Annotated in this window: 23 protein-coding genes; 17 read left to right on the top strand and 6 right to left on the bottom strand. The window is 56.3% G+C overall.

The annotated features are described in order from the left end of the window. Positions 1–33 precede the first annotated feature (33 nt). The 7 genes from AC2FHW_RS03225 to selD are packed head-to-tail and all read left to right on the top strand — an operon-like array spanning position 34 to position 8,129. Complete coding sequence (locus AC2FHW_RS03225) at positions 34–2,907, top strand: monovalent cation/H+ antiporter subunit A (RefSeq protein ID WP_496677974.1); 2,874 nt, start codon at positions 34–36, stop codon at positions 2,905–2,907. Further along, on the top strand, positions 2,907–3,266 hold the full coding sequence (locus AC2FHW_RS03220; protein WP_142632852.1) for a Na+/H+ antiporter subunit C: 360 nt from the start codon (positions 2,907–2,909) through the stop codon (positions 3,264–3,266). Before AC2FHW_RS03225 ends, AC2FHW_RS03220 begins: the two co-directional genes overlap by 1 nt. Continuing rightward, entirely contained in the window at positions 3,263–4,807 is a 1,545-nt protein-coding gene (locus AC2FHW_RS03215) for a monovalent cation/H+ antiporter subunit D (protein ID WP_142632850.1), read from the top strand. Before AC2FHW_RS03220 ends, AC2FHW_RS03215 begins: the two co-directional genes overlap by 4 nt. Beyond that, positions 4,804–5,304: a Na+/H+ antiporter subunit E gene (locus AC2FHW_RS03210; RefSeq protein WP_142632848.1), complete on the top strand. Its 501-nt coding sequence runs from the start codon at positions 4,804–4,806 to the stop codon at positions 5,302–5,304. The genes AC2FHW_RS03215 and AC2FHW_RS03210 overlap by 4 nt, the downstream gene beginning before the upstream one ends. Then, positions 5,301–5,570 carry a K+/H+ antiporter subunit F gene (locus AC2FHW_RS03205; RefSeq protein WP_142632846.1) on the top strand — a complete coding sequence of 90 codons (270 nt, stop codon included), beginning with the start codon at positions 5,301–5,303 and terminating at the stop codon, positions 5,568–5,570. The genes AC2FHW_RS03210 and AC2FHW_RS03205 overlap by 4 nt, the downstream gene beginning before the upstream one ends. A 7-nt stretch (positions 5,571–5,577) precedes the next feature. Continuing rightward, entirely contained in the window at positions 5,578–5,964 is a 387-nt protein-coding gene (locus AC2FHW_RS03200; protein WP_142632844.1) for a Na+/H+ antiporter subunit G, read from the top strand. A 5-nt stretch (positions 5,965–5,969) separates the two neighbouring features. Next, a complete protein-coding gene (gene selD, locus AC2FHW_RS03195; protein WP_496821401.1) occupies positions 5,970–8,129 on the top strand; it encodes a selenide, water dikinase SelD in 2,160 nt (719 codons plus the stop codon). Here the strand turns inward: selD and mnmH are convergent. After that, positions 8,120–9,172, bottom strand: coding sequence for a tRNA 2-selenouridine(34) synthase MnmH (mnmH, locus tag AC2FHW_RS03190; protein ID WP_496784714.1), 1,053 nt, complete (start codon positions 9,170–9,172; stop codon positions 8,120–8,122). The two genes, selD and mnmH, sit on opposite strands and share 10 nt — an antisense overlap. Before the next feature lie 44 nt (positions 9,173–9,216). Continuing rightward, the gene (locus AC2FHW_RS03185; RefSeq protein WP_496821400.1) at positions 9,217–9,882 is read right to left on the bottom strand and encodes an SOS response-associated peptidase; all 666 of its coding nucleotides are present in this window, start codon (positions 9,880–9,882) and stop codon (positions 9,217–9,219) included. A 55-nt stretch (positions 9,883–9,937) separates the two neighbouring features. Between AC2FHW_RS03185 and AC2FHW_RS03180 the strand changes: the two genes are divergently transcribed. Beyond that, the gene (locus AC2FHW_RS03180) at positions 9,938–11,596 is read left to right on the top strand and encodes a tetratricopeptide repeat-containing sulfotransferase family protein (RefSeq protein WP_496728516.1); all 1,659 of its coding nucleotides are present in this window, start codon (positions 9,938–9,940) and stop codon (positions 11,594–11,596) included. 65 nt (positions 11,597–11,661) lie between these two features. On the opposite strand, the gene AC2FHW_RS03175 is transcribed toward AC2FHW_RS03180, so the two are convergent. Beyond that, a complete protein-coding gene (locus AC2FHW_RS03175; RefSeq protein WP_271948004.1) occupies positions 11,662–13,239 on the bottom strand; it encodes a bifunctional metallophosphatase/5'-nucleotidase in 1,578 nt (525 codons plus the stop codon). 107 nt (positions 13,240–13,346) lie between these two features. On the opposite strand from AC2FHW_RS03175, the gene AC2FHW_RS03170 reads away from it, so the two are divergent. From AC2FHW_RS03170 to arsC, 4 genes are read left to right on the top strand one after another with little or no spacing between them, the layout of a single operon-like run. Beyond that, positions 13,347–13,685, top strand: a complete 339-nt coding sequence (locus AC2FHW_RS03170; protein ID WP_271948005.1) for a DUF952 domain-containing protein — start codon at positions 13,347–13,349, stop codon at positions 13,683–13,685. After that, entirely contained in the window at positions 13,682–14,113 is a 432-nt protein-coding gene (locus AC2FHW_RS03165; RefSeq protein WP_271948006.1) for a DUF1330 domain-containing protein, read from the top strand. The genes AC2FHW_RS03170 and AC2FHW_RS03165 overlap by 4 nt, the downstream gene beginning before the upstream one ends. Next, the gene (locus AC2FHW_RS03160) at positions 14,110–15,168 is read left to right on the top strand and encodes a quinone-dependent dihydroorotate dehydrogenase (protein ID WP_271948007.1); all 1,059 of its coding nucleotides are present in this window, start codon (positions 14,110–14,112) and stop codon (positions 15,166–15,168) included. Before AC2FHW_RS03165 ends, AC2FHW_RS03160 begins: the two co-directional genes overlap by 4 nt. Beyond that, on the top strand, positions 15,165–15,506 hold the full coding sequence (gene arsC / locus AC2FHW_RS03155; protein ID WP_142632827.1) for an arsenate reductase (glutaredoxin): 342 nt from the start codon (positions 15,165–15,167) through the stop codon (positions 15,504–15,506). Before AC2FHW_RS03160 ends, arsC begins: the two co-directional genes overlap by 4 nt. Here the strand turns inward: arsC and AC2FHW_RS03150 are convergent. From AC2FHW_RS03150 to AC2FHW_RS03140, 3 genes are read right to left on the bottom strand one after another with little or no spacing between them, the layout of a single operon-like run. Continuing rightward, positions 15,503–16,819, bottom strand: coding sequence for an MATE family efflux transporter (locus AC2FHW_RS03150; protein ID WP_142632825.1), 1,317 nt, complete (start codon positions 16,817–16,819; stop codon positions 15,503–15,505). The genes arsC and AC2FHW_RS03150 overlap by 4 nt on opposite strands. A 6-nt stretch (positions 16,820–16,825) precedes the next feature. Next, positions 16,826–17,344 (bottom strand): PaaI family thioesterase, encoded by a 519-nt coding sequence (locus AC2FHW_RS03145; protein ID WP_271948008.1) that lies wholly within the window; start codon positions 17,342–17,344, stop codon positions 16,826–16,828. Then, entirely contained in the window at positions 17,344–17,763 is a 420-nt protein-coding gene (locus tag AC2FHW_RS03140; protein WP_142632821.1) for a PaaI family thioesterase, read from the bottom strand. The genes AC2FHW_RS03145 and AC2FHW_RS03140 overlap by 1 nt, the downstream gene beginning before the upstream one ends. 113 nt (positions 17,764–17,876) lie before the next feature. Between AC2FHW_RS03140 and AC2FHW_RS03135 the strand changes: the two genes are divergently transcribed. From AC2FHW_RS03135 to AC2FHW_RS03115, 5 genes are all read left to right on the top strand, one after another. Further along, positions 17,877–18,245, top strand: a complete 369-nt coding sequence (locus AC2FHW_RS03135; RefSeq protein ID WP_142632819.1) for a MerR family transcriptional regulator — start codon at positions 17,877–17,879, stop codon at positions 18,243–18,245. A gap of 298 nt (positions 18,246–18,543) precedes the next feature. After that, complete coding sequence (locus AC2FHW_RS03130) at positions 18,544–18,945, top strand: MerR family transcriptional regulator (protein ID WP_496821399.1); 402 nt, start codon at positions 18,544–18,546, stop codon at positions 18,943–18,945. Positions 18,946–18,993: 48 nt separating this feature from the next. Then, the gene (locus tag AC2FHW_RS03125) at positions 18,994–20,775 is read left to right on the top strand and encodes an acyl-CoA dehydrogenase C-terminal domain-containing protein (RefSeq protein WP_496677959.1); all 1,782 of its coding nucleotides are present in this window, start codon (positions 18,994–18,996) and stop codon (positions 20,773–20,775) included. 51 nt (positions 20,776–20,826) lie between these two features. Next, complete coding sequence (locus tag AC2FHW_RS03120) at positions 20,827–21,039, top strand: hypothetical protein (RefSeq protein ID WP_142632813.1); 213 nt, start codon at positions 20,827–20,829, stop codon at positions 21,037–21,039. 79 nt (positions 21,040–21,118) lie between these two features. Continuing rightward, a complete protein-coding gene (locus AC2FHW_RS03115; RefSeq protein WP_496821398.1) occupies positions 21,119–21,757 on the top strand; it encodes a glutathione S-transferase family protein in 639 nt (212 codons plus the stop codon). Positions 21,758–21,761: the final 4 nt, after the last annotated feature.

The raw sequence follows: 21,761 nt of genomic DNA, 5'->3' as shown, positions 1-21,761 counted from the left end.
GCACTTTTGACCGCCCAGACCGGAGTATCGCAGTTGTCCCTATTCCTCATCGCGGCCCTTCCCTTCCTCGGAGCTGTATTCCCAGCCCTTTTGATCCGGGCTGGACGAAACGCAGCAGCCTCGGCCGCTGGGTTGACCACTTTTCTGGCGCTGATGGGGCTGTTGATTCACATCCCAACCGTGATGCGCGGCGAGGTCGTTACCGCCCGGTTCGACTGGATTCCGGCACTGGGCCTAAACGCCAATTTCATGTTGGACGGCCTTGGGTTTCTGTTCGCGCTGCTGATCCTTGGCATCGGTTTGCTGATCATCCTCTACGCCCGGTTCTACCTGTCGCGCGAAGACCCGATGGGGCAGTTTTACACCTATTTGCTGCTGTTTCAGGGCGCGATGGTGGGAATCGTTCTGTCGGACAATATCCTACTTTTGCTGATATTCTGGGAACTTACCTCGCTTAGTTCATTCCTTTTGATCGGATATTGGAAACACCTCCCCGAGGGACGACAGGGCGCACGTATGGCGCTGGCTGTGACCGGCTCTGGCGGCTTGGCGATGATTGCGGGGATGCTGATCCTGGGCAATATCGTTGGCTCTTATGACCTAAGCGTCATTCTCCAGAACAAAGAGCTGATCCAGTCTTCACCCTATTACATGCCAGCGCTGGTCCTGATTTTGCTGGGGTGTTTCACCAAATCGGCACAGTTCCCCTTCCATTTCTGGCTGCCACACGCGATGGCCGCCCCTACGCCAGTATCAGCCTATCTGCACTCGGCCACGATGGTAAAGGCAGGGTTGTTCCTGATGGCCCGCATGTGGCCCGTTCTGGCGGGTACTGATGCGTGGTTCTACATTGTGGCCACAACCGGCCTGGTAACCATGCTGATCGGGGCCTGCATCGCCCTGTTCAAAGACGATCTCAAGGCGCTGCTGGCGTTTTCGACCGTGTCGCATCTGGGCCTGATAACCATGCTGCTGGGGTTTGGAACCAAGATCGCCGCCGTTGCTGCCATCTTCCACATCATCAACCATGCGACGTTCAAAGCAGCCCTGTTCATGACCGCCGGTATCGTGGATCACGAGGCCGGGACCCGCGACATCAAGCGACTGGGCGGATTGCGCCATTTGATGCCCATCACCTTCACCATCGGGACGATTGCCGCACTTTCCATGGCCGGTCTACCTCCGCTGAACGGGTTTCTGTCCAAGGAGATGATGCTGGAGGAAACGGTCCACACAACCTGGCTGCATTCGCATTATCTTGTGCCCGGACTGGCGCTGCTGGCGGCCTTGTTCTCTGCAGCCTATTCGTTCCGCTTTGTTGGTCACGTGTTCCTTGGTCCAGTACGCGACGATTACCCAACCCATCCACATGACCCACCGGCCGGGCTTTGGCTTGCACCCGCTTTCCTGGTCGTGCTTGTCGTCCTGATCGGTCTTTATTCCAACGCCATCGTAGGTCCGCTGGTGGCGGTTGTTTCAAGTGCGGTAATCGGGGGCGAGAAGCTGCCCTATTATTCGCTGAAACTCTGGCACGGGTTTACGCCTGCCTTGTATATGTCCGCGTTCGCCACACTGGGTGGCCTGGCCTTGCTGGCACAGCATCGGCGTGGTGAGTTCATCTGGAATGCCCTGCCCAGACCCGAGGCGAAAACCATTTTTGACGCAGTGATCGCTGCGCTTACGGCGACCAGCCGCTGGGTCACAGATACTCTGCATAACGGGGTCCTCAGCCGGTATGCGGCCATCCTGATCGTCTTTACGGTTGGGCTGGGATATTATGCATTCGCCACCGGATCTATTGGCGTTGAAACACGCACGCCCCTACCCGTTCAGATCATTCCGTTCATTGGCTGGATCTGCCTGATCGCCGCGACGCTGGCCATCATGTGGTTCCACCGCAACCGGCTGCTGTCCTTGGTGCTGATCGGAGTCGTTGGCCTGATCGTCTCGATGGCGTTCAACTATCTGTCCGCCCCTGATTTGGCCCTGACGCAGATCTCGGTCGAGGTGGTGACGATGATCCTGCTGTTGCTGTCGCTGAACTTCCTGCCCACGGACACCCCCTGGGACAGCAGCGCGGCACGGCGCTGGCGGGATGCCGCGATCTCGGTCGTGGCAGGCATCGGATCAGGTGCATTGATCTATGCGCTGATGCTGCGGGATTTCGGCTTTCCCAGCATTTCCGAATTCCATCTGGCCAATTCGTATAAGGGCGGCGGAGGCACCAATGTCGTCAACGTGATCCTGGTGGATTTCCGGGGCTTTGATACCTTCGGCGAGATTATCGTTCTGGGCATTGCCGCCCTGATCATCTTTGCCCTGACCGAGGCGGTGCTGGAAACCAATGTCCGGGCCTATCTGCTGAACCGCAAACCGCATTGGCCACAATCGGGCGACTCGCATCCGCTGATGATGGTTGTGGCAACCCGTGTGATGATGCCCATCGCGCTGATGGTCGGGGCCTATATCTTTTTCCGCGGCCATAACCAGCCAGGTGGAGGGTTCATCGCCGGTCTGGTCGTCGCCATCGCCTATCTGATGCAATATATGGCCAGCGGTTATACCTGGGCCATCGAACGGCAACGGTTCTATTACCACGGCACAATCGGTTGGGGCGTTCTGATCGCCGCAGCAACTGGAATTGGCGCATGGTTCAATGAACGTCCCTTCCTGACCAGCGATTTCGGATATCTGAATTGGCCGCCGCTGGAAGAGTTCGAATGGGCAACCGCCATGCTGTTCGATACCGGTGTGTTCCTTGCGGTTTTAGGCGCGGTGATGCTGGCACTGGATAGCCTGTCCCGCTTGGCCTGGCAGCCCGGCATGGCGCAGGAATTCCCGATGGATATCAACCCGCTGCGGGACGATCCGCCTGAAGAAGAACAAGAAGAAAAGGAGCAGGTCTGATGGAAGCGCTCGTAGCCTCTGCGGTTGGCGTGATGACCGCCGCCGGGATTTTCCTGATCCTGCGTCGCCGGACTTTTCCGGTCATTCTGGGACTGTCTCTACTGACCTATGCGGTGAACGTCTTTTTGTTTGCCACCGGGCGGCTGGCTTTGGACGCGCCGCCGGTTCTGAACAAATATGAAGAGGTCGCCTATACCGATCCCTTGCCGCAGGCCCTGGTGCTGACCGCCATCGTGATTTCATTCGGGATGACTGCGGTGATCGTGATGATCTCGCTTTCGGCTTACCTGTCGGCCAAGGATGACCACATCGACATGGCCGCTCATGACAATACGGACGCGCCGGGAGAAGACGCATGAACCATTGGATCGTTGCGCCAGTCGTCCTGCCCGCGATTCTGGCTCCGTTCATCATCATGGTCCTGCGGTACCACCTTGATTTGCAGCGCATATTCTCGGTCGCCGGTGTCGTGGCACTGCTTGGCATCGCCCTGACAATCACCGCACAGGCCGCAGGTGGAGACATTCTGGTCTATGAGTTGGGCAACTGGCCAGCGCCCTTTGGAATCGTGCTGGTGCTGGATCGGTTATCTGCCATGATGGTCTTGCTGACCGCGCTTTTAGCCCTTCCGATAGTGCTTTATTCAATTGCCTCCGGATGGGATGCACGCGGCAAGCACTTTCATCCCTTATTCCACTTTCAGCTTATGGGCGTATGCGGTGCCTTTCTGACAGGTGACGCCTTTAACCTGTTCGTGTTCTTCGAGGTATTGCTGATCGCGTCCTACGGTTTGATGACGCACGGCGGTGGAGCCGTTCGGCTCAAGGCAGGCGTACAATATGTCGCCTACAACCTTTTGGGCTCAACGCTGTTTTTGTTTGCCCTTGGCACACTCTATTCAGTGACCGGCACGCTGAACATGGCGGATATGGCTGTACGGATTGCCGAGCTTCCGCTCGAAGACACCGCTCTGATAAGAGTGGGTGCTGCCCTGTTGCTGCTGGTATTCTGCATTAAGGCTGCAGTTCTACCGCTGCATTTCTGGCTACCGGCCAGCTATGCGAATGCTCCTATGCCAGTTGCAGCGCTGTTTGCGATCATGACAAAGGTCGGGGCCTACTCGATCTTGCGCATGTACACGCTTGGCTTTGGCCCCGAGGTATTGGTTGCGCATGATCTTGTGATCAACTGGCTGCAACCTGCCGCTTTGGTAACTCTGGCCGTTGGTACAATCGGCATATTGGGCTCACGACACATCGCGCGCCTAGTGGCTTTTTGCGCCATCGCGTCAATGGGTACCCTGCTGATTGCAATTTCCCTGTTCACCGAAACAGCAACCGCCGCCGCTTTGTTCTATATCTACCATTCGACGCTTGCGACGGCGCTGTTGTTCCTGATTGCTGATCTGGTGATCGAGCGGCGCGGAGGCGCGATTGCCCCAAAGCACCCTATGGCACAGACCGGACTGATTTCCGCACTGTTCTTTATTGGTGCGATTGCTTTGGCCGGGATGCCGCCCCTGTCCGGGTTCATTGGCAAACTGCTGGTCCTGGACGCCGCGCGAGATGCACCAGACGCAAATACGGTCTGGGCTGTGGTATTGATCGGCTCATTCGTAACCATAGTAGGGCTAGCCCGCGCCGGAACTTTGATCTTTTGGAAAAGCCATGACGCCAGCTTGGCCACCGACCAAGCCGATACAGCTGACGGCGAGACCGCCTTTCAGGCAGCCCCGGAACCTTCGCCCGGGTTGGCCTTTACGTCGGTATTTGCTTTGATCATCGGTCTGGTCATGCTGACATTGTTTGCCGGGCCTGCAATGAACTACGCTACCAGCACAGCGGAACAGTTGTTTGCACCCGAAAACTACATCTCGGCCGTGTTAGGGGTGGAAGAATGAAAAAACTGCTTCACCGGATATTCCCGCACCCGCATCTGACTTTCCTGCTGACGGTCGTGTGGATTTTGCTGGCAAACACACCATCGCTGAATTCACTGGTGTTTGGCCTTGTGCTGGGGATTATCATCCCCTTCGTCACACAGCCGTATTGGCCAGACCGGCCCATTCTTCGGAATTGGCCGATGATCGCCGAATACATATTGGTGGTTCTATGGGACATTGTTGTCGCCAACATGACAGTTGCTAGGATCATCCTCTTCAAACGGGATTCCGACCGTGAACCGAACTGGGTCTGCATTCCGCTGGAACTGCGCACACCAGAGGCGATTACGGTTCTGGCCGGGACAATCACCATGACCCCCGGCACCGTCAGTTGCGATCTGTCCGCGCAGGGTCACAACCTGCTGGTCCACTGCCTCGATGCGCCAAACCCGGACGAAGTACGCGATCAAATCAAGCAACGATACGAGCGCAGGCTAAAGGAGATTTTCGAATGATCGAGCTAGCAATCTACTTTGCCTTTGCCTGTTTCGGCGCAGCCATCATGATGTGCCTGTGGCGGATCATTACGGCCGATGGAGTGGGCACCCGGGTTCTGGCGCTGGACACAATGGTGATCAACACAATTGCCCTTATGGTGCTTTACGGGCTGTTTCTGGGGACCGAAATCTTCTTCGAGGCTGCCATGATCATCGCCATGCTCGGCTTTGTCTCAACCGTTGCCTACGCGCGCTTTATGCTGCGCGGCAATATCATCGAGTGAGGGCGACATGTCGGTAATCTTTGAATTTCTGGTCGCCTTCTTCCTGGTTGTTTCAGGCATATTTGGTTTTGTCGGATCGTACGGGATGATCAAGCTAAAGGACCCGATGTCCAGGCTTCACGCCCCCACCAAAGCGACAACGCTTGGGGTGGGTGGCGTTCTGATCGCCTCAATCATCCATTCCGTATTGATCGAACATCACCTGTCTCTGCACGAGCTGCTGATCACGCTGTTTCTATTCCTGACTGCTCCGATCACGGCCCTGTTTATTGCCAAATGGCATATTCACCGCCATGAAAAGCCCCAGGATCTGCCGGACGCGGGTGAGGACAAAATCTGGGCTACACATGCGGTCGAACAGGTCGAAGACGTTCCTGATCACAGAAACACCTGATACCTATGCATAGACCTCCGCTACCCCTGACCCGCGATCTGGTTCTTATCGGCGGCGGTCATACGCACGCGCTGGTGTTGCGAAAATGGGGAATGAACCCCCTGCCTGGCGCGCGCCTGACGGTCATCAACCCCACGCCTTCAGCCCCCTATTCAGGGATGCTGCCCGGTTTCGTTGCCGGTCATTACCGCCGGGGTGACCTGGATATTGATCTGGTGCGTCTGGCTCGCTTTGCCGGGGCACGGGTGATATTGGGTGCCGTCGAAGGGTTAGACCCTGACCGGCAAGAGGTACATGTGCCCGGCCGACCGCCCGTCGCCTATGATGTAGCCTCGATTAATGTTGGCATTACATCCGACATGCCGGCCCTGCCTGGATTTTCCGACCATGCGGTCCCCGCAAAACCGTTAGGGTCTTTTGCCGCCAGGTGGGCCGAGTACCAATCTGGCGCAGGCGCCGCCTCGGTTGCCGTGATCGGTGGTGGTGTTGCCGGTGTCGAGTTGATCATGGCGATGGCGCACGCTCTGCGTTCCGCAAACCGCAGCGCCCGATTGACCCTGATCGACAATGCTCGGGCCCTGACCGCGATTGGCGCTAAGGCGGCCTCGATCATTCGCAATGCGATGGCTGACCTTGGCATCGACGTGATCGAACAGGCCGCCATCGTCGAAATTCATGCGGATCACATCCGGTTGGAGGACGGGCGCCAGATTGCGGCTGGATTCGTGACGGGGGCGGCGGGGGCCAAACCCTATGGTTGGATGGCGCAGTCCGGGCTGGATCTTCACGATGGATATATCACGGTGAATAGCAGGCTGCAGTCCAGCAATCCTTTTGTGTTCGCAGCCGGCGATTGTGCCCATCTGTCAGAAAACCCCAGACCAAAAGCAGGTGTCTATGCCGTCCGAGAAGCCCCGATTCTTTATGACAATCTTCGGGCCTCGCTAGGTGTCGGAAAGATGCGCCCCTATCATCCGCAAAAAGATTACCTCAAGCTGATATCGCTGGGTGGGAAATCCGCATTGGCCGAGCGATTGGGAACCTCGCTCAGTGGTCCGTTGATGTGGAAATGGAAGAACCATATCGACCAGAATTTCATGAATAAGTTCCGGAATCTGCCGCAGATGAAAGCAGCAGAGTTGCCCCGCGACCACGCTTTGGGCGTGCCCGAAGTCCTGGGTGAAAAGCCCATGTGCGGTGGGTGCGGCGCAAAGATTGGGCGTCGCGCTTTGCGCAGTGTTCTGTCTGATTTACCGCCCCCTGATCGGCAAGACGTAATACCGCTTTCAGGTGACGATGCGGCTTTGCTTCTCACCGGCGGCGCGCGACAGGTGATGACGTCGGACCATTTGCGCAGCTTTACCAATGATCCGGTTTTGATGACACGGATCACGGCCATTCACGCATTAGGTGATATCTGGGCGATGGGTGCGGCACCGCAGGCCGCCACCGCGACGATTATTCTGCCTCGGATGTCACCCGCGCTGCAACAACGTACCATGTCAGAAATCATGGCCACCGCCAGTGACGTCATCCGCGCAACCGGGGCCGAAATCGTCGGAGGCCACAGTTCGATGGGGGATGAGATGACCATCGGGTTCACTCTGACCGGCTTGTGCGAAAACGACCCGATCATCTTGTCCGGGGCCCGCAAGGGCGACGCTTTGATCCTGACCAAGCCGATTGGCAGCGGCGTGATCATGGCCGCTGAAATGGCCGGTTTGGCCAATGGCATCTGGGTCGCAGAGGCGTTCCGCCACATGGTTCAGCCGCAAGGCGAAGCCGCGCGCATTCTGTTCAGCGCCCATGCGATGACCGATGTGACCGGGTTTGGTCTGGCAGGGCATCTGCAGGGTATTTGCGGTGCCTCGGGCTGCGGTGCGGTAATTGCTCTGGATGCGGTTCCCGTGATGGCCGGGGCTGTGGAGCTCAGTGCAAGCGGTGTTCGGTCCACGATCTTCGAGGACAACCGCGCCATCGCGCCTGAACTCGCCAACGGACCCAAGGCTGATCTTCTTTTCGATCCTCAAACCGCCGGAGGGCTATTGGCCGCTGTCCAAGCCGATGACGCGCCAGGCCTGTGTGCAGACCTACGTGCGGCTGGATATCCGGCAGCAATCATCGGCATGATCGACGATACGCCGGGTTTAAAACTTCAGAGCTGATCCAGGACCTGTTCGACCCGCACAGCGACCTCTTTCAGACCGGCACTTGCCAGCGAGGGCACCTGGATCGAGGCTACAATTTCGGCGCTGTGTACGCGCGCGGACTTGGCATAAGCCGGGTCGTAATGCTGTTCCATAAGTGACCGTGTAAGGGCCAACTTGTTATCCCCGTCAATAAGCGCAAACCAACTATCCACCACCTCATGCCCACGGTGAGACCTTAGCGGCGACAGGAGATCTTTCAACCGCTCGGCATCGCTGAGGACATCGTCATATGCCGAGACCAGATATTCCGCGCGCGCTTCTATCGGGGCATCAATCTGAATACGCACGGCCGCACACATGGCGGACCAAAGCCTCGGCGGCAGGATCAAAGAGCCGATTTTGGACGATTCCGCTTCGACTACGACAGGACGGGTGGGGTCAAAACCACAAAGTTCTGCGGCCAGCGCGGATTCGAATGCCTTTTGACTGGGTTGTCCGCCCGGTATTGCCCCCAGCAACGACCCCCGGTGATTGGCAAGCCCTTCGAGATCCAGAACCTGGACACCACGTTCCTGAAGGTGTGTAAGCAGCTCGGTCTTTGCTGTGCCCGTATACCCATCCAGAAGGACGAATTGAAACGGCAACGGATCGTCATACAGATACCGGCTCACCAAGCGGCGATAAGCCCGATAGCCGCCCTCGACAACCTCGGCCCGCCAGCCAATCTGTTGTAGCATCCAGGTAAACGAACCAGATCTCTGCCCACCGCGCCAGCAATATACAAGGGGTTTCCACCCCCCTTCGTGATGGGACAGGCTGTGTTCAATGTGGTTGGCCGCATTCCTGAAAACCAGAGCCGCCCCCAGCTTGCGGGCCAGAAACGGGCTTTCCTGGACATAGATCGTCCCGACGCGCGCCCGTTCGTCGTTATCCAGAACTGGCAGGTTGATAGATCCGGGCAAATGATCCTCGGCAAATTCAGCCGGGCTGCGCACGTCTATGGTTGTGTCGAACTCATGCGCGTATAACTGCTGAAGGCTGGTGATTTTCAGAACCATGTCAACGATCTAACCCCCGTTGAACCGGATGGAAAGGCACGGTGTCAACCTGCGATGGGATCGACAAGCGTCGGTCCACTGGCCCGATTGGAATTGACGCCCGGATCGACACGATGAAAGCCAAGAAGATCTTCCTGCCCCGGAGACAGCAGCCGCGCAGCCCCTTTGCCCATTTCACCCAACCATAACGGCCAGTTTTCGGGATCAACAATCAGGGGCATGCGGTGATGAATTCTGCCCAGATTGCGGTTCGCTGGTGTCGTAACGATTGCGCATGTTCCCTTCTTGTCGCCCTCGGGTCCCCAATCTTGCCATACCCCGCCAAAAGCAATCGGGGCCCCGTCTTTTCTGAAAATATACCAGGGCAGCCGGTCTCCGCTCTCGGTTTTGGTCCATTCATAAAACCCGCTGGCAACGATCAGACATCTGCGTTCTCTGCAGGCAGCCCTGAAAGCCGGTTTTTCAGCTAGCGTTTCGGCGCGGGCATTGATCAACAATGGCCCATCGGTTTTTGACTTGTACCAGTGTGGTAAAAACCCCCAACGCAAGGCATCCAGCTGACGCCCGGTTTCGCCTGCCCTGACCACATGCACCTGACATGTCGGACAAACGTTGAAATTCGGGACAACAGGCAGAGCATTGGCCGGGCGCGCAGAAAACAACTGGGCCATGGCATCATTTGGAAGGGTTATTGCAAACCGTCCGCACATAGGTAATGAACTTTCAACAATCGTTTTCTACAGGCACAGGTTCTCACGGGGTCATATGCAAAATCAAACGGCGAAAACCTTAAAAGTCAAAGCTGTCGCAGCGCTGGAAGAAGGCAAATTCCAGGCTGCGCTGAAAAAGGCTCAACTTGGTGTAAAAAAGTTTCCGACCGACTCGGATTTTCATGCCATTTCCGGTTTTGTTCTGACCGAGATGAAACAGTATAAAAGGTCGATCCCGCATTTTGTCGAAGCCGCGCGGATGAAACCTGACGATCCGCAATTCGTCGAAAACCTCGCCAATGCCCTTATGCAGACCGGTCAGATTGCCAAAGCCTTGGAGTACGCCGAACTCAAGGTCGAAAAGTTCCCAGCCAGCAAGGAACTGAACCGGGTCATCGATGAGATCACCCTGAAAGGTAAGAACTGGCGTCTGATCATCGAACACGTGACCAAAAAGCTTCAAAGCGACCCTGAGAGTGTCAACCTATTGTCCACCCGCGCACGCGCGTATGGCCGTATTGGTTATGTCGAGCACAACTCGCGCGATATTTCCAAAGCGTATGAACTGGATCCGGAAAACGAAAAGATAGCCTTTCAAAAAGCCGTAAATCTGCACCAGAGCGGCGACAAAAAGGGATGCGCCAATATTCTGCAGGGCATCTACGCCAAAGAACCTTTCCATGTTGCCACCCTTCTTCAGCTTTCGACAATGTCCAGCAAAGAGGACGCCCCGAAACTGATGGAGGCGGTAGAAGCAGCGATATCCGAAAGCGTACACGAGCTGTCGGAACTGGAATTTGCCAAGGCCCACCTGATCCAAAAAGCCGATAGCCTTGGCGCAGCACTGCCGCAATTTGCACGTGCCAATGCTATCCAACACAACGTCAAACCCTATGATTTAGAGGCGGAAGAACAGAAGTTCGAACGTATCACTGGCCTGTTCCCTGTAGGAGGAAGAGTTCCTTGGTCCGAACAAACCGATCAGCCGGTTCCGATCTTCGTTCTGGGCCAGCCGCGCTCTGGCACGACGCTCATGGAAATGATGCTGAGCTCCGCGCCAGACATTGCTGGCTGCGGCGAACTGACGGTTGGGGCCGATCTTTCCCGCGACTACGCACAACATCGCAAGACCTTCGATTCCACTGCCGCAGCGATATATGCCAAAGAGTTCCGAGAGTTGATGCCGCCGATCCCCGATGGCTCGACCGCTTTTGTTGACAAGATGCCCCACAATTTTCAGCGGGTCGGCTTCCTGTTGTCGGCATTCCCAAACGCCAAGATAATAAACATGCTGCGTGATCCGCGCGATGTCGGTCTTTCGAAATGGATCCGCCGGTTCCCTGCGGGGGGCATGAACTATGCCTCGAATCTTGAGACCATTGCCCACTCTGCCAACCTGTATCGTCGCTATATGGCGCATTGGGATGCTGTTTTTGGCGACAAGATCCTGACCGTTCCATATGAAAAGCTGGTCGCGGACCCCGAAACCTATAGCAAGCAGGTCGCCGCTTTCTGCGACCTCGAATGGACCGAGACGATGATGCATCCGGAAGAGAATACCAAACAGGTCCGGACTGCCAGTATCGACCAGGTTCGCAACAAAATCTCAACCAAATCCATTGGGGGATGGCGATCTGTGTCGGAACATATCCAGCCCATGCTTGCGGGTTTTGATACAGGGCTTTGGCCGGAATACGACATTGATCAAGGCTGAAGGTTAGCTGAATGAAATAGGGTCGCATCCCAAGGTGCGGCCCTTTTCGTTTCGCTCTGGTCGCCTTACTTTTGCTTGATGCGACCGTCCAGATAAGGCTGGTAAGGCGCGTTTTCGGCTAGGTATTCCGCCGTGACATCTGCAAGATCCGGGCCAAAGTCATAGGCATTTTTATCGTCGCCTTCGAACATACTGTACCCGTCACCGCCATTTCTGACGTAGTTATTGGTAACGACAAGGTAAGTCGCCGCCGGATCAATCGGGGTAAGCCCATCGCCGTTGGATACCATGACCTCTGATACGCGCCCTTCGTTTGGTGCCACCGATGCGTCCCAAACAAAGGTCAGACCGGCAACCTGCGGAAAGCGGCCCTTGACCTCTTCTACCTGGCTCACGCCGTTTTCAAGCGCGTCAACGATGCCTTGTCCGCTGATCTCAAAGGTTGAAAGCGTATTCTGGAACGGCAGCACAGTCAGAACTTCACCCATGGTCACGTCGCCAGGGTCAATCGAAGCACGCAAGCCGCCAGAGTTCGCAATCGCGATATGAACGCCCTGATCAGCAACCCGCGCAAGCATAGCATCAGCGACCAAATTGCCCATCTGACATTCCTGAACACGACAGATCGAACGGTCACCCTCAATCGCCTCAGACGTGCTGGCCACGACCTTATTGCGGATTTCGTCCAAAGGAGCGGCCAGTTCCGCGATACGGTCCAGCGAGGCCTGATCTTCGGCCACGTTGTTGTCCATGATCAGCGGCTCACCAGCCGCCGCGACAACATTTCCGTCGTCATCAAAAGTGACATTCAGCTCGCCCAGGAATTTGCCGTAGGCATAGGCCTGAATGATCTGCACGCCATCGACCACTGTCGGATAGGGACCAACAGCCTTGTCGGAAACGTTGGACAAATATGTATTGGAATGCCCACCTACGATTACGTCAACGCCGGTCGTTTCCTGTGCAACACGCTGGTCGACAGCATATCCCGAATGGCTGAGAACGATGATCTTGTTCACGCCTTCCGCGGTTAGCTTGTCCACTTCGGCCTGAACCGCGGGAACCGGGTCCGAGAATGTGATGTTCGGGCCAGGAGAGGCCAGTTCATGCGTGTCTTCCGGCGTCAGGCCAACAAGGCCGACTTTTTCTCCGCCGACTTCAATCACTGTAGACTTTTTGATCTTGCCACTCAGCAATTCTTCGCCGGAAAAATCCGCGTTCGACATCAGCACCGGGAAATCAACCGTGTCGATAAACCCGCGCAGGACTTCCGGGCCATCATCGAATTCGTGGTTGCCCACGGTCATAGCGTTATAGCCCAGTTTGTTCATGAACTCGGCCGCGACCTTGCCCTTGTAATAGGTATAGAACAACGAGCCCTGAAACTGATCGCCGCCATCTACCAGGATCGAGTTTTCGGCACGTCCGCGGGCTTCTTCCACTGCTGTTACGAGACGGGCAGATCCGCCAAAACACTTGCCTTCGGCGTTGTCATCTGAACTACAGCCACTGTCATATTTGTTGATCGGCTCGATACGCGAATGAAAGTCGTTGGTGTGCAGAATGGTCAGTTTATATTCGGCGGCGGCCATTCCTGCAGTCAAACCCAGCACAGCAGCCGAGGCTAGGAAACGGGTGAACATATTTTAACTCCCTTTGTTAATTGCCAAGATGTTGCGCCGCCTTCAGCAAAGAGTCAAAGGGGGAAATCCGGCTTGAATCTAGCCGCAGCGCGGGGCATGACCGTTCTATGCTGATTTACAAGATTTTCCGCGCCAACGAATGGACGGCGCTGCAGACCGATGGCGCCACGGATGGTGCTCCGATTGATGTTTCGGACGGTTTTGTCCACTTTTCGACAGCTGAACAAGCTGCGGAAACCGCTGCCAAGCATTTTGCTGGCGCCGAAGGTTTGACGCTGTTGGCCTGCGATTCTGACGCGATGGGCGAGGACCTGAAATGGGAGGTTTCGCGGGGGGAGGCTCTGTTTCCGCATCTCTACCGTCAAATCCGTATGACCGACATTATCTGGTCTTGCCCCCTGCCCTTTGACGGCAAAGCGCATCACTTCCCGGACGACATGAAATGACGGGGTATATCGACCCGGATCGCGCCCAGTTTGAGGCCTTCAAGGTACTGGATCGTGACCAGCCTATTGAGATGCTGAACCTGGTGAGGTTCCGCGACCGGGCCGAATATCCATCGGGGCACGAACTGGCCAGAAGCGGTCTGTCGGGCGCTCAGGCCTATCGAAATTATGGGATCGAAACCGCGCCGATCATTACCCGCCTTGGGGCAAAGATCATTTGGCGCGGCGCGTTTCAGACTACGTTGATTGGCCCAAAGGATGAGCTATGGGACGCGGTATTTATCGCGCGTTACCCATCGGCCCATGCCTTTCTGGAAATGATATCCGACCCTGATTACAAACAGGCGGTCGTGCATCGTCAGGCTGCGGTGAAGACCTCTCGCCTGATCCGGTGCGCGCCGACTGAAGGCGGAGAAATGTTTGGATGAAACTGACTGAAAAGCTGGGGCTGGCTGCCCTGCACCGCTTGGACCCAGAAACTGCACATGCCCTGTCGATCAAAGCCCTGAAGGCAGGGCTTGCGCCTGCACCAGGGCCGGTCACGTCACAGCGTTTGCAGACCAAAATCGCTGGGCTGAATCTGCCCAATCCGGTTGGTCTGGCCGCAGGGTTCGACAAGAACGGAGAGGTTCTTGGCCCCCTGTCCAGCGCCGGGTTTGGGTTCATCGAAGTCGGTGCCGTTACCCCACGCCCGCAGCCCGGCAATCCCAGGCCGCGCCTGTTCCGCCTGACCGAAGACAAGGCTGCCATCAACCGCTTTGGCTTTAACAACGAAGGGATGGAGGCCATGGCCCGTCGTCTGGCGGCGCGCCCCAGGGATGCGGTGATCGGACTGAACCTTGGTGCGAACAAAGACAGCGATGATCGCCCCGGCGACTTTGCCAAGGTACTGGCCCATTGTGGGGCGCATCTGGATTTCGCTACGGTCAACGTGTCATCTCCGAACACTGAAAAGCTGCGGGATTTGCAAGGCAAAGCGGCGCTGAGCGCTCTGTTGAGCGGCGTGATCGAAACCCGAAACACCCTAATGCGCCCTCTACCAGTATTCCTCAAGATCGCCCCCGATCTGACCGAGGATGAGCTGCGGGATATCGCCGAAGTGGCCCATGAATCGGGCGTTGATGCGGTCATCGCCTCGAACACCACTTTGTCGCGCGATGGGTTGCGCAGCGCACACAGAGACGAAGCAGGCGGCTTGTCCGGCGCGCCTTTGTTCGAAAAATCCACCCGCGTTCTTGCCCGGTTTAGCCATTTGACCGACGGTCAGATTCCGTTGATCGGCGTTGGTGGCATCAGCACAGCAGAACAGGCCTATGCCAAGATATGCGCCGGTGCTTCGGCCGTGCAATTCTACACCGCGATGGTTTTCGGTGGTATCTCACTTGCAGCGGAAATCGCGCGAGGCTTGGATGACTTGCTGGCGCGCGATGGGTTTGAAACAGTTGCGCAGGCCGTTGGAAGCAAAAGACAGGACTGGATATGATCGAATACTGGCACAATCCCAGATGCTCTAAGTCTCGCGCAGGGCTCGCTTTGCTTGAGGAAAACGGAGCGCAGGTCGAAATTCGCAAATACCTTGAGGATACGCCCTCGGCAGACGAAATCCGGGCCGTACTTACACGCCTTGATATCCCCGCCATCGACCTGATGCGGACTAGCGAAAAGCTGTTCAAGGAACTGGGCCTAACCAAGAATACCGCTCAGGATGACCTGATCACAGCAATGGCGGCCCATCCGATTTTGATCGAGCGTCCGCTTGCAATCAAAGGGGACAACGCAGCCATTGGTCGCCCTACGGAATCCCTTCTGGACCTTCTTTAGGCGACCAAAGCCTCAAGCTTGGGGTATCGCCATCCCAGCGTGCAGGCACGCGCGATGTTCAAGATCATCAGCGCGGCCCAAAGGCCGTGATTGCCGAGCGCAGGCACCAATATGAACAGGGCCAAAACATAAATCGCAACCGAATGGATCATCGCATTGCGCATTGCGCGCGTCCAGGTCGCGCCTATGTAGATGCCGTCAAACATCCAGCTTGCCACACCGATCACCGGCGCCAGCGCCGCCCAGACCAGATACTCGCGTGCGGCTAGTCGCACCTCAGGTGCAGTTGACATCAGGTCGATCAACGCTGGCCCGGCCAGATAGAAAACCGCACCAAGTACAAATGCACCCCCTACCCCCCATTGCGAAGCCATGGCCGCGGCTCGGCGCACCTGATGCCGATCCCGCGCGCCAATGGCGCCGCCGACCAGTGCTTCGGCGGAAAAGGCGAACCCATCCAGTGCAAAGGCGGTAATTTCGAGAAACTGCAGCAAGACCTGATTGGCTGCCAGATTAACATCCCCCAGATCCGACCCGACGAAGAGGAATGTGGTAAAGGCGCCGGTCAGCAATACCGAACGGACCATGATGTCGCCATTCACCTGCATCATCCGACGCAGACGCGTGGGATCAAAAATTCGCGGCCAGTCACGCCATTGATTCCCGGTAAAAGCACTGCGGCACAGCCAGAGACCCAGTGCCAGCCCGCTCCACTCGGCGATGAGCGTCGCGATGGCCACCCCCTCGACGCCCCAACCCAGACCAAGCACAAACCACAGATCCAGGAGAATATTCAGCCCGTTCATCCAGACCTGCAGGACAAAGACCCCACGCGTACGTTCAATCGCAATCAACCAGCCAGTGATGGCGAACAGCGCAATCGTTGCCGGCGCACCCCAGATGCGTATCCGCAAATAGTCGCGGGTCAGCGCCTCAACCTCGGGGCTGGCGGGGGAAAGGGCAAAAGCCCCTTTGAACAAAAGGACTTGGGCCAATATGAAAACCATACCTGCCGCACTGCCCAGCAATATGCCCCGCATCAGCAGCGCACCGGTTTCTGCAGTGTCACCTGCCCCGCGCGCCTGCGCCGCCAGGCCGGTGGTCCCCATCCTCAGAAAGCCGAATATCCAGTAGATCGAGGCCAGAATCACGGCCCCCATCCCAACAGCCCCAATCGGCGCAGCCAGACCCATCTGCCCGACTACGCCAGTATCCACGGCCCCAAGGATCGGAACCGTGGCATTCGACAGCACGATGGGCGCTGCAATTTTAAGCACGCGCCTGTGCGTGATGGGTGCCGAGGCGTCTTGCATGGAAATCTACTCAGCTTTCGATTTGGACTGCGGCATCAGAAAATGCCCGCTGGCCTGTGCGAAAGGACGCTGATGATTGTCCTGCCACGCTTCGACACGAACCGACGCATACCGGCGCCCTAAACGGCGAACAAAGGCACGCGCATAGGCATCCCGTGGCAAGCCCGATCGCAGGTAATCAACGGTAAAATCTACTGTTTTTGGAAACATGATGGTTTCATCTTGAAAGACCGTGCTGGCATCCAATTCGCCGTTTTCGATCCGGGGAAAGAAATACTCCCAACTCAGGGTGATAACCGCGGTTACTTCCAGAAAGGCAGCCGTCACACCACCATGAAGCGCCGGAAGCATCGGGTTTCCGATCAGCTTTTGGTCAAAGTTCAGTACCCCGGTCAACTCATTTCCCCGCCGGTCAAATTCGATTCCGAGAAACTGAATATATGGAACACCATCCACGATTGCCTTCAGTGCTGCATCGCGACGCTGTTCGATGAGCTGCATGGCTTCGGGCCGAGGTCGTGACATCATCGGCTCTCCACTGTGAATGAACCGGTGGCGGTTGCCACGGGCAGGTCCTTGTCCTCATCCATCGCAGTTGCGCGGACAAAGGCCACGTTTCTGGTGATGTGATAACAGACAGCATGTGTCGTAATGCTCTGTCCTGGCGTCGCCGGGCGCATGTAGTCTATCCGCAGATCTATTGTCGCGGTGGCGCCGGGCGAAGAAGGATGGCACATGACCGCGGAACCGCAGCAGGTGTCAAGCAGGGCAAAAACCGCCCCGCCATGGATCACACCCGTGCGTGGATCACCGATCAGTTCGGCCTTGTAGGGCATCGAAATCTCGGCCTCGCCATTACCCATTTTGGTGAGTGTCAAACCCAAAGCTTTGGCATGCGGAATGGCCTCAATAAACTGTCGTGCTATAGCAGCTTTGTCGACCATCTACTTGTGTCCTCTCTGTTTCTCCCTTTATGAGCGTCAGGCTAGCAAAAGAGCAAGCCCGCCTGTTGCGCTTGAAGTCGCCACGTCCTACGCTGTTTCGAAGGAGACCAGGAATGCCCGACAACCGTTTGTCATTCAAAGAGATGTGCGCCGAGTTTGACGTGACTCCACGTACCCTGCGCTACTATGAATATATCGAACTTCTGCAGCCTGACCGCGAAGGCCGAACTCGCTTTTACGGGCCTAGGGAATGCGCTCGGATGACGCTGATCATGCGGGGACGGAAATACGGATTTCCTCTGGAAGATATCCGCCAGTGGCTGCTGATCTACGAAGATCAGGGGAATCAGGCACAGATGAAGGCCTTCATCGAAATGGCCGAACATCAGCTTGTCGAACTGAACAATCAGAAAAAACAGTTGGATGAAGCCATAGATGCCTTGGAACAAATGCGTGACCAGACCGCGAAATTGTTAGACTAGGCATTGCTGCCCGGCTGACCGCGTTTACAATCGGATTTGCCAAAGCCAAAAACAGACCCTTCCTCGGCTCTTTTACCCTTTCAGCATGCTTTTCCGTGTTTGGGAAATTGCATCTGGAAGGTGATCTGACGTGACGTCCTGAAATTCCCTGCAGTAGAAACCTTGACGCGAACGGAAGTTACGTCAACTTATTTGTGACGCAGCGTTCGCGTTACGTGAACGGCATCTACGTGCTGTAAGACGCGCATCGACTGCGCAAATCAGCTTAACGAAGGCCAGTTACAAGAGTGCAGAAACCATGACCGAAGATCTGATGACCATTCGTGAAATGTGCGAGACCTATGATGTCACGCCGCGCACATTACGTTTTTACGAGGCAAAGGAACTTTTGTTTCCGATCCGCGAAGGGCAGAAACGACTGTTCACCAAAAGCGACCGGGCGCGTCTCAAGCTGATCCTGCAAGGCAAACGCTTTGGCTTCAGCCTGGAAGAAATTCGCCAGCTTCTTGATTTGTATCACGTAGGTGATCAGCAGGTTACGCAGATGACCCGCACCTATGAGATCGCGTGCGAGCGGCTTGCCGATATGGAATCCCGGCGTGAAGAGCTGACCCAGGCCATTGACGATCTAAAAGAACAGTTGAGATGGGGCGAGAAAGTGATCGCCTCGATCAAGAGCGACAAAAAGGCCGCAGAATAACCCCGGCGGCACCCACCCACCGGACAAGCGAAACTAAGGAAGTTCCCAATGCCCGTATACAATGCACCAACCAAAGACATGCAGTTCGTATTGCACGAAGTGCTCAATGTATCGGGATCGGACATCCCGGGTTATAGCGAGCTTGAACCTGATTTTACCGGCGCTGTCCTAGAAGAAGCCGGTAAGGTGGCGACAAATGTTCTGCACCCGCTGAATACAATCGGTGATACCGAAGGATGTCGTCTGGAAAACGGTGTGGTATATACCCCTACTGGCTTTAAAGACGCATTCGCTCAGATGAAGGAAGGCGGCTGGACCGGCCTGGACATGCCCGAAGAGTTCGGCGGCCAGAACATGCCTTATGTCATTGGCTCTGCCGTGGCCGAGATGTTTTCCGCCTCGAACCAGGCGTTCACCATGTATCAAGGTCTGACCCACGGCGCAGCCTCGGCCATTCTGGCGCACGGCACCCAAGAGCAGAAAGAAACCTATCTGCCGAACATGGTTAGCTGCGATTGGACCGGCACCATGAACCTGACCGAACCGCATTGCGGCACCGACCTGGGTCTGATGCGCACCAAGGCTGAACCGCAGGCGGATGGCTCCTACAAGATTTCCGGTCAGAAGATCTTTATCTCGGCTGGTGAACACGACATGGCCGACAACATCATTCACCTGGTGCTGGCCAAGATCGTGGGCGGCCCCGAAGGCATCAAGGGTGTATCCCTGTTCATCGTTCCTAAATTCATGGTGAACGAAGATGGCAGCCTGGGTGAACGCAACGGCGTATCGGTCGGCAACATCGAAGAAAAGATGGGCATCCACGGCAACTCGACCTGCGTCATGAACTATGACGAGGCAACCGGCTATCTTTTGGGCGAAGAGCATAAAGGCATGCGCGCGATGTTCACCATGATGAACGAAGCTCGTATGGGTGTAGCCATGCAGGGTCTGTCCCAGGCCGACGCGGCCTATCAGAACGCGGTGGAATACGCCAAGGACCGCCTGCAGGGCCGCGATGTGACCGGCGCGAAAAATCCGGACGGTCCAGCCGATCCGCTGATCGTGCATCCCGACATCCGCCGCAGCCTGATGGATCAGAAGAGCTTTACCGAGGGTGCCCGTGCCTTTGTTCTGTGGGGAGCGACCATGATCGACAAGGCCCACCGCTCTGGTGACGATGCCGCCGATGGCCTGATCTCACTGCTGACGCCGGTCCTCAAAGGGTTCCTGACCGACGAAGGCTATGACATGACGGTCAAGGCGCAGCAAGTCTATGGTGGCCACGGCTACATCGAAGAATGGGGCATGTCGCAATATACCCGCGACGCCCGGATCGCGATGATCTACGAAGGCGCAAACGGCGTTCAGGCGCTTGACCTTGTGGGCCGTAAACTTGCCCAAGATGGCGGCAAACACGTCATGGCGTTTTTCGAAATGGTCAAAAACTTCTGCAAGGAAAACGCAGGTCAGAACGAAGCCTATGATACGGCGTTTATCGAACCGCTGAAAGCGGCCTCCAAGGATCTGCAGGCCGCTGCCATGTACTTTATGCAAAGCGGCACCAAGAACCCCAACCATGCGCTGGCGGGGTCGAATGACTTCATGCACATGTTCGGTCATGTCTGCCTGGGCCTGATGTGGGCACAGATGGCAAAAGCCTCTTATGCCGCACTTGAAGCCGGGACTTCGGACACCGAGTTCTACGAGACAAAGATTACCACCGGCCAGTTCTACATGGCGCGTCGCTTGCCAGCCACCGGTCTTCATCTGACACGCATCCAGAGCGGTGCGGATACTGTCATGGGCCTGGACGCGGCAAGCTTCTGATCTCTGACCGGCCCCAGACCATCTTGGGGCCGGCCATTCGAAAGGCTCGATATGCCAAAACGATTTCGCCTAACACGCCGTTTCCCGGTCGCCATGACCGAAGACGGCTATCGCAAACTCAGAGGGTTCGCGCGCGAGGCTGGTCTGGACGAAGGTGAGGCACTGTCATTCCTGTTCGAGAACTTCAACAGTGTCATCGACGAAGAGAGCCTGACGCACCGTTTGCGTATCTTCAATTCCGAACTTGAAGAACGCAAACGATAAGAAAACAGACCCGCCCAAAAAAGGGCGGGCTACATGATACAGCACATCGCACTGACTCATGTGCCAAGGGAGGCAAATGATGACCATCAAACTGCATTGTTTCGGCGTCAGCGGAAACTCGTACAAGGCGGCGCTGGCTCTGGAGTTATCAGGGTTAGAATGGGAAGCCGTCGAAGTCGACTTCTTCAAAGGAGTGACACGCACTCCCGAATTTCGTGCCACTGTCAACGAAATGGGTGAAGCGCCCGTCATGATTGATGGCGACTTTCGCACCAGTCAGTCCGGGGCCATTCAGACTTATATAACTGAAAAGACAGGTATGTTCGGAGGAAAGTCGCAGGAAGAGAAATACGAGGTACTGCGCTGGGTGCTGTGGGACAATCACAAACTCAGCTCGATGGCAGGCCTGACCCGTTTTTTGATCAACTTTCTGCCGGAAGAACATCGCAACCCAGATGTGATCGCATTCAACCAGGGTCGCCTGAAGGCTGCGTATCAAGTCCTGGATGCACATCTGAACGGTCGCGACTGGATCGTTGGGGACGGTGTAACCAATGCTGATCTCAGCTGCTGTGGCTATCTCTACTATCCTGAACCCTTCGGCTTTGACCGCACCGAATGGCCAAATATCGACGCCTGGCTGACACGCTTGTCCCAGCAGCCTGGCTGGAAACACCCCTACGACCTGATGCCCGGCTCTGTGCCGGATCGAGCTTAAGGAG

The sequence above is a fragment of the Ruegeria sp. YTSA108 genome (assembly GCF_059610185.1).
The sequence above is the reverse complement of the archived record's forward strand: the minus strand, read 5'-3'. Positions and strand labels throughout refer to the sequence as shown.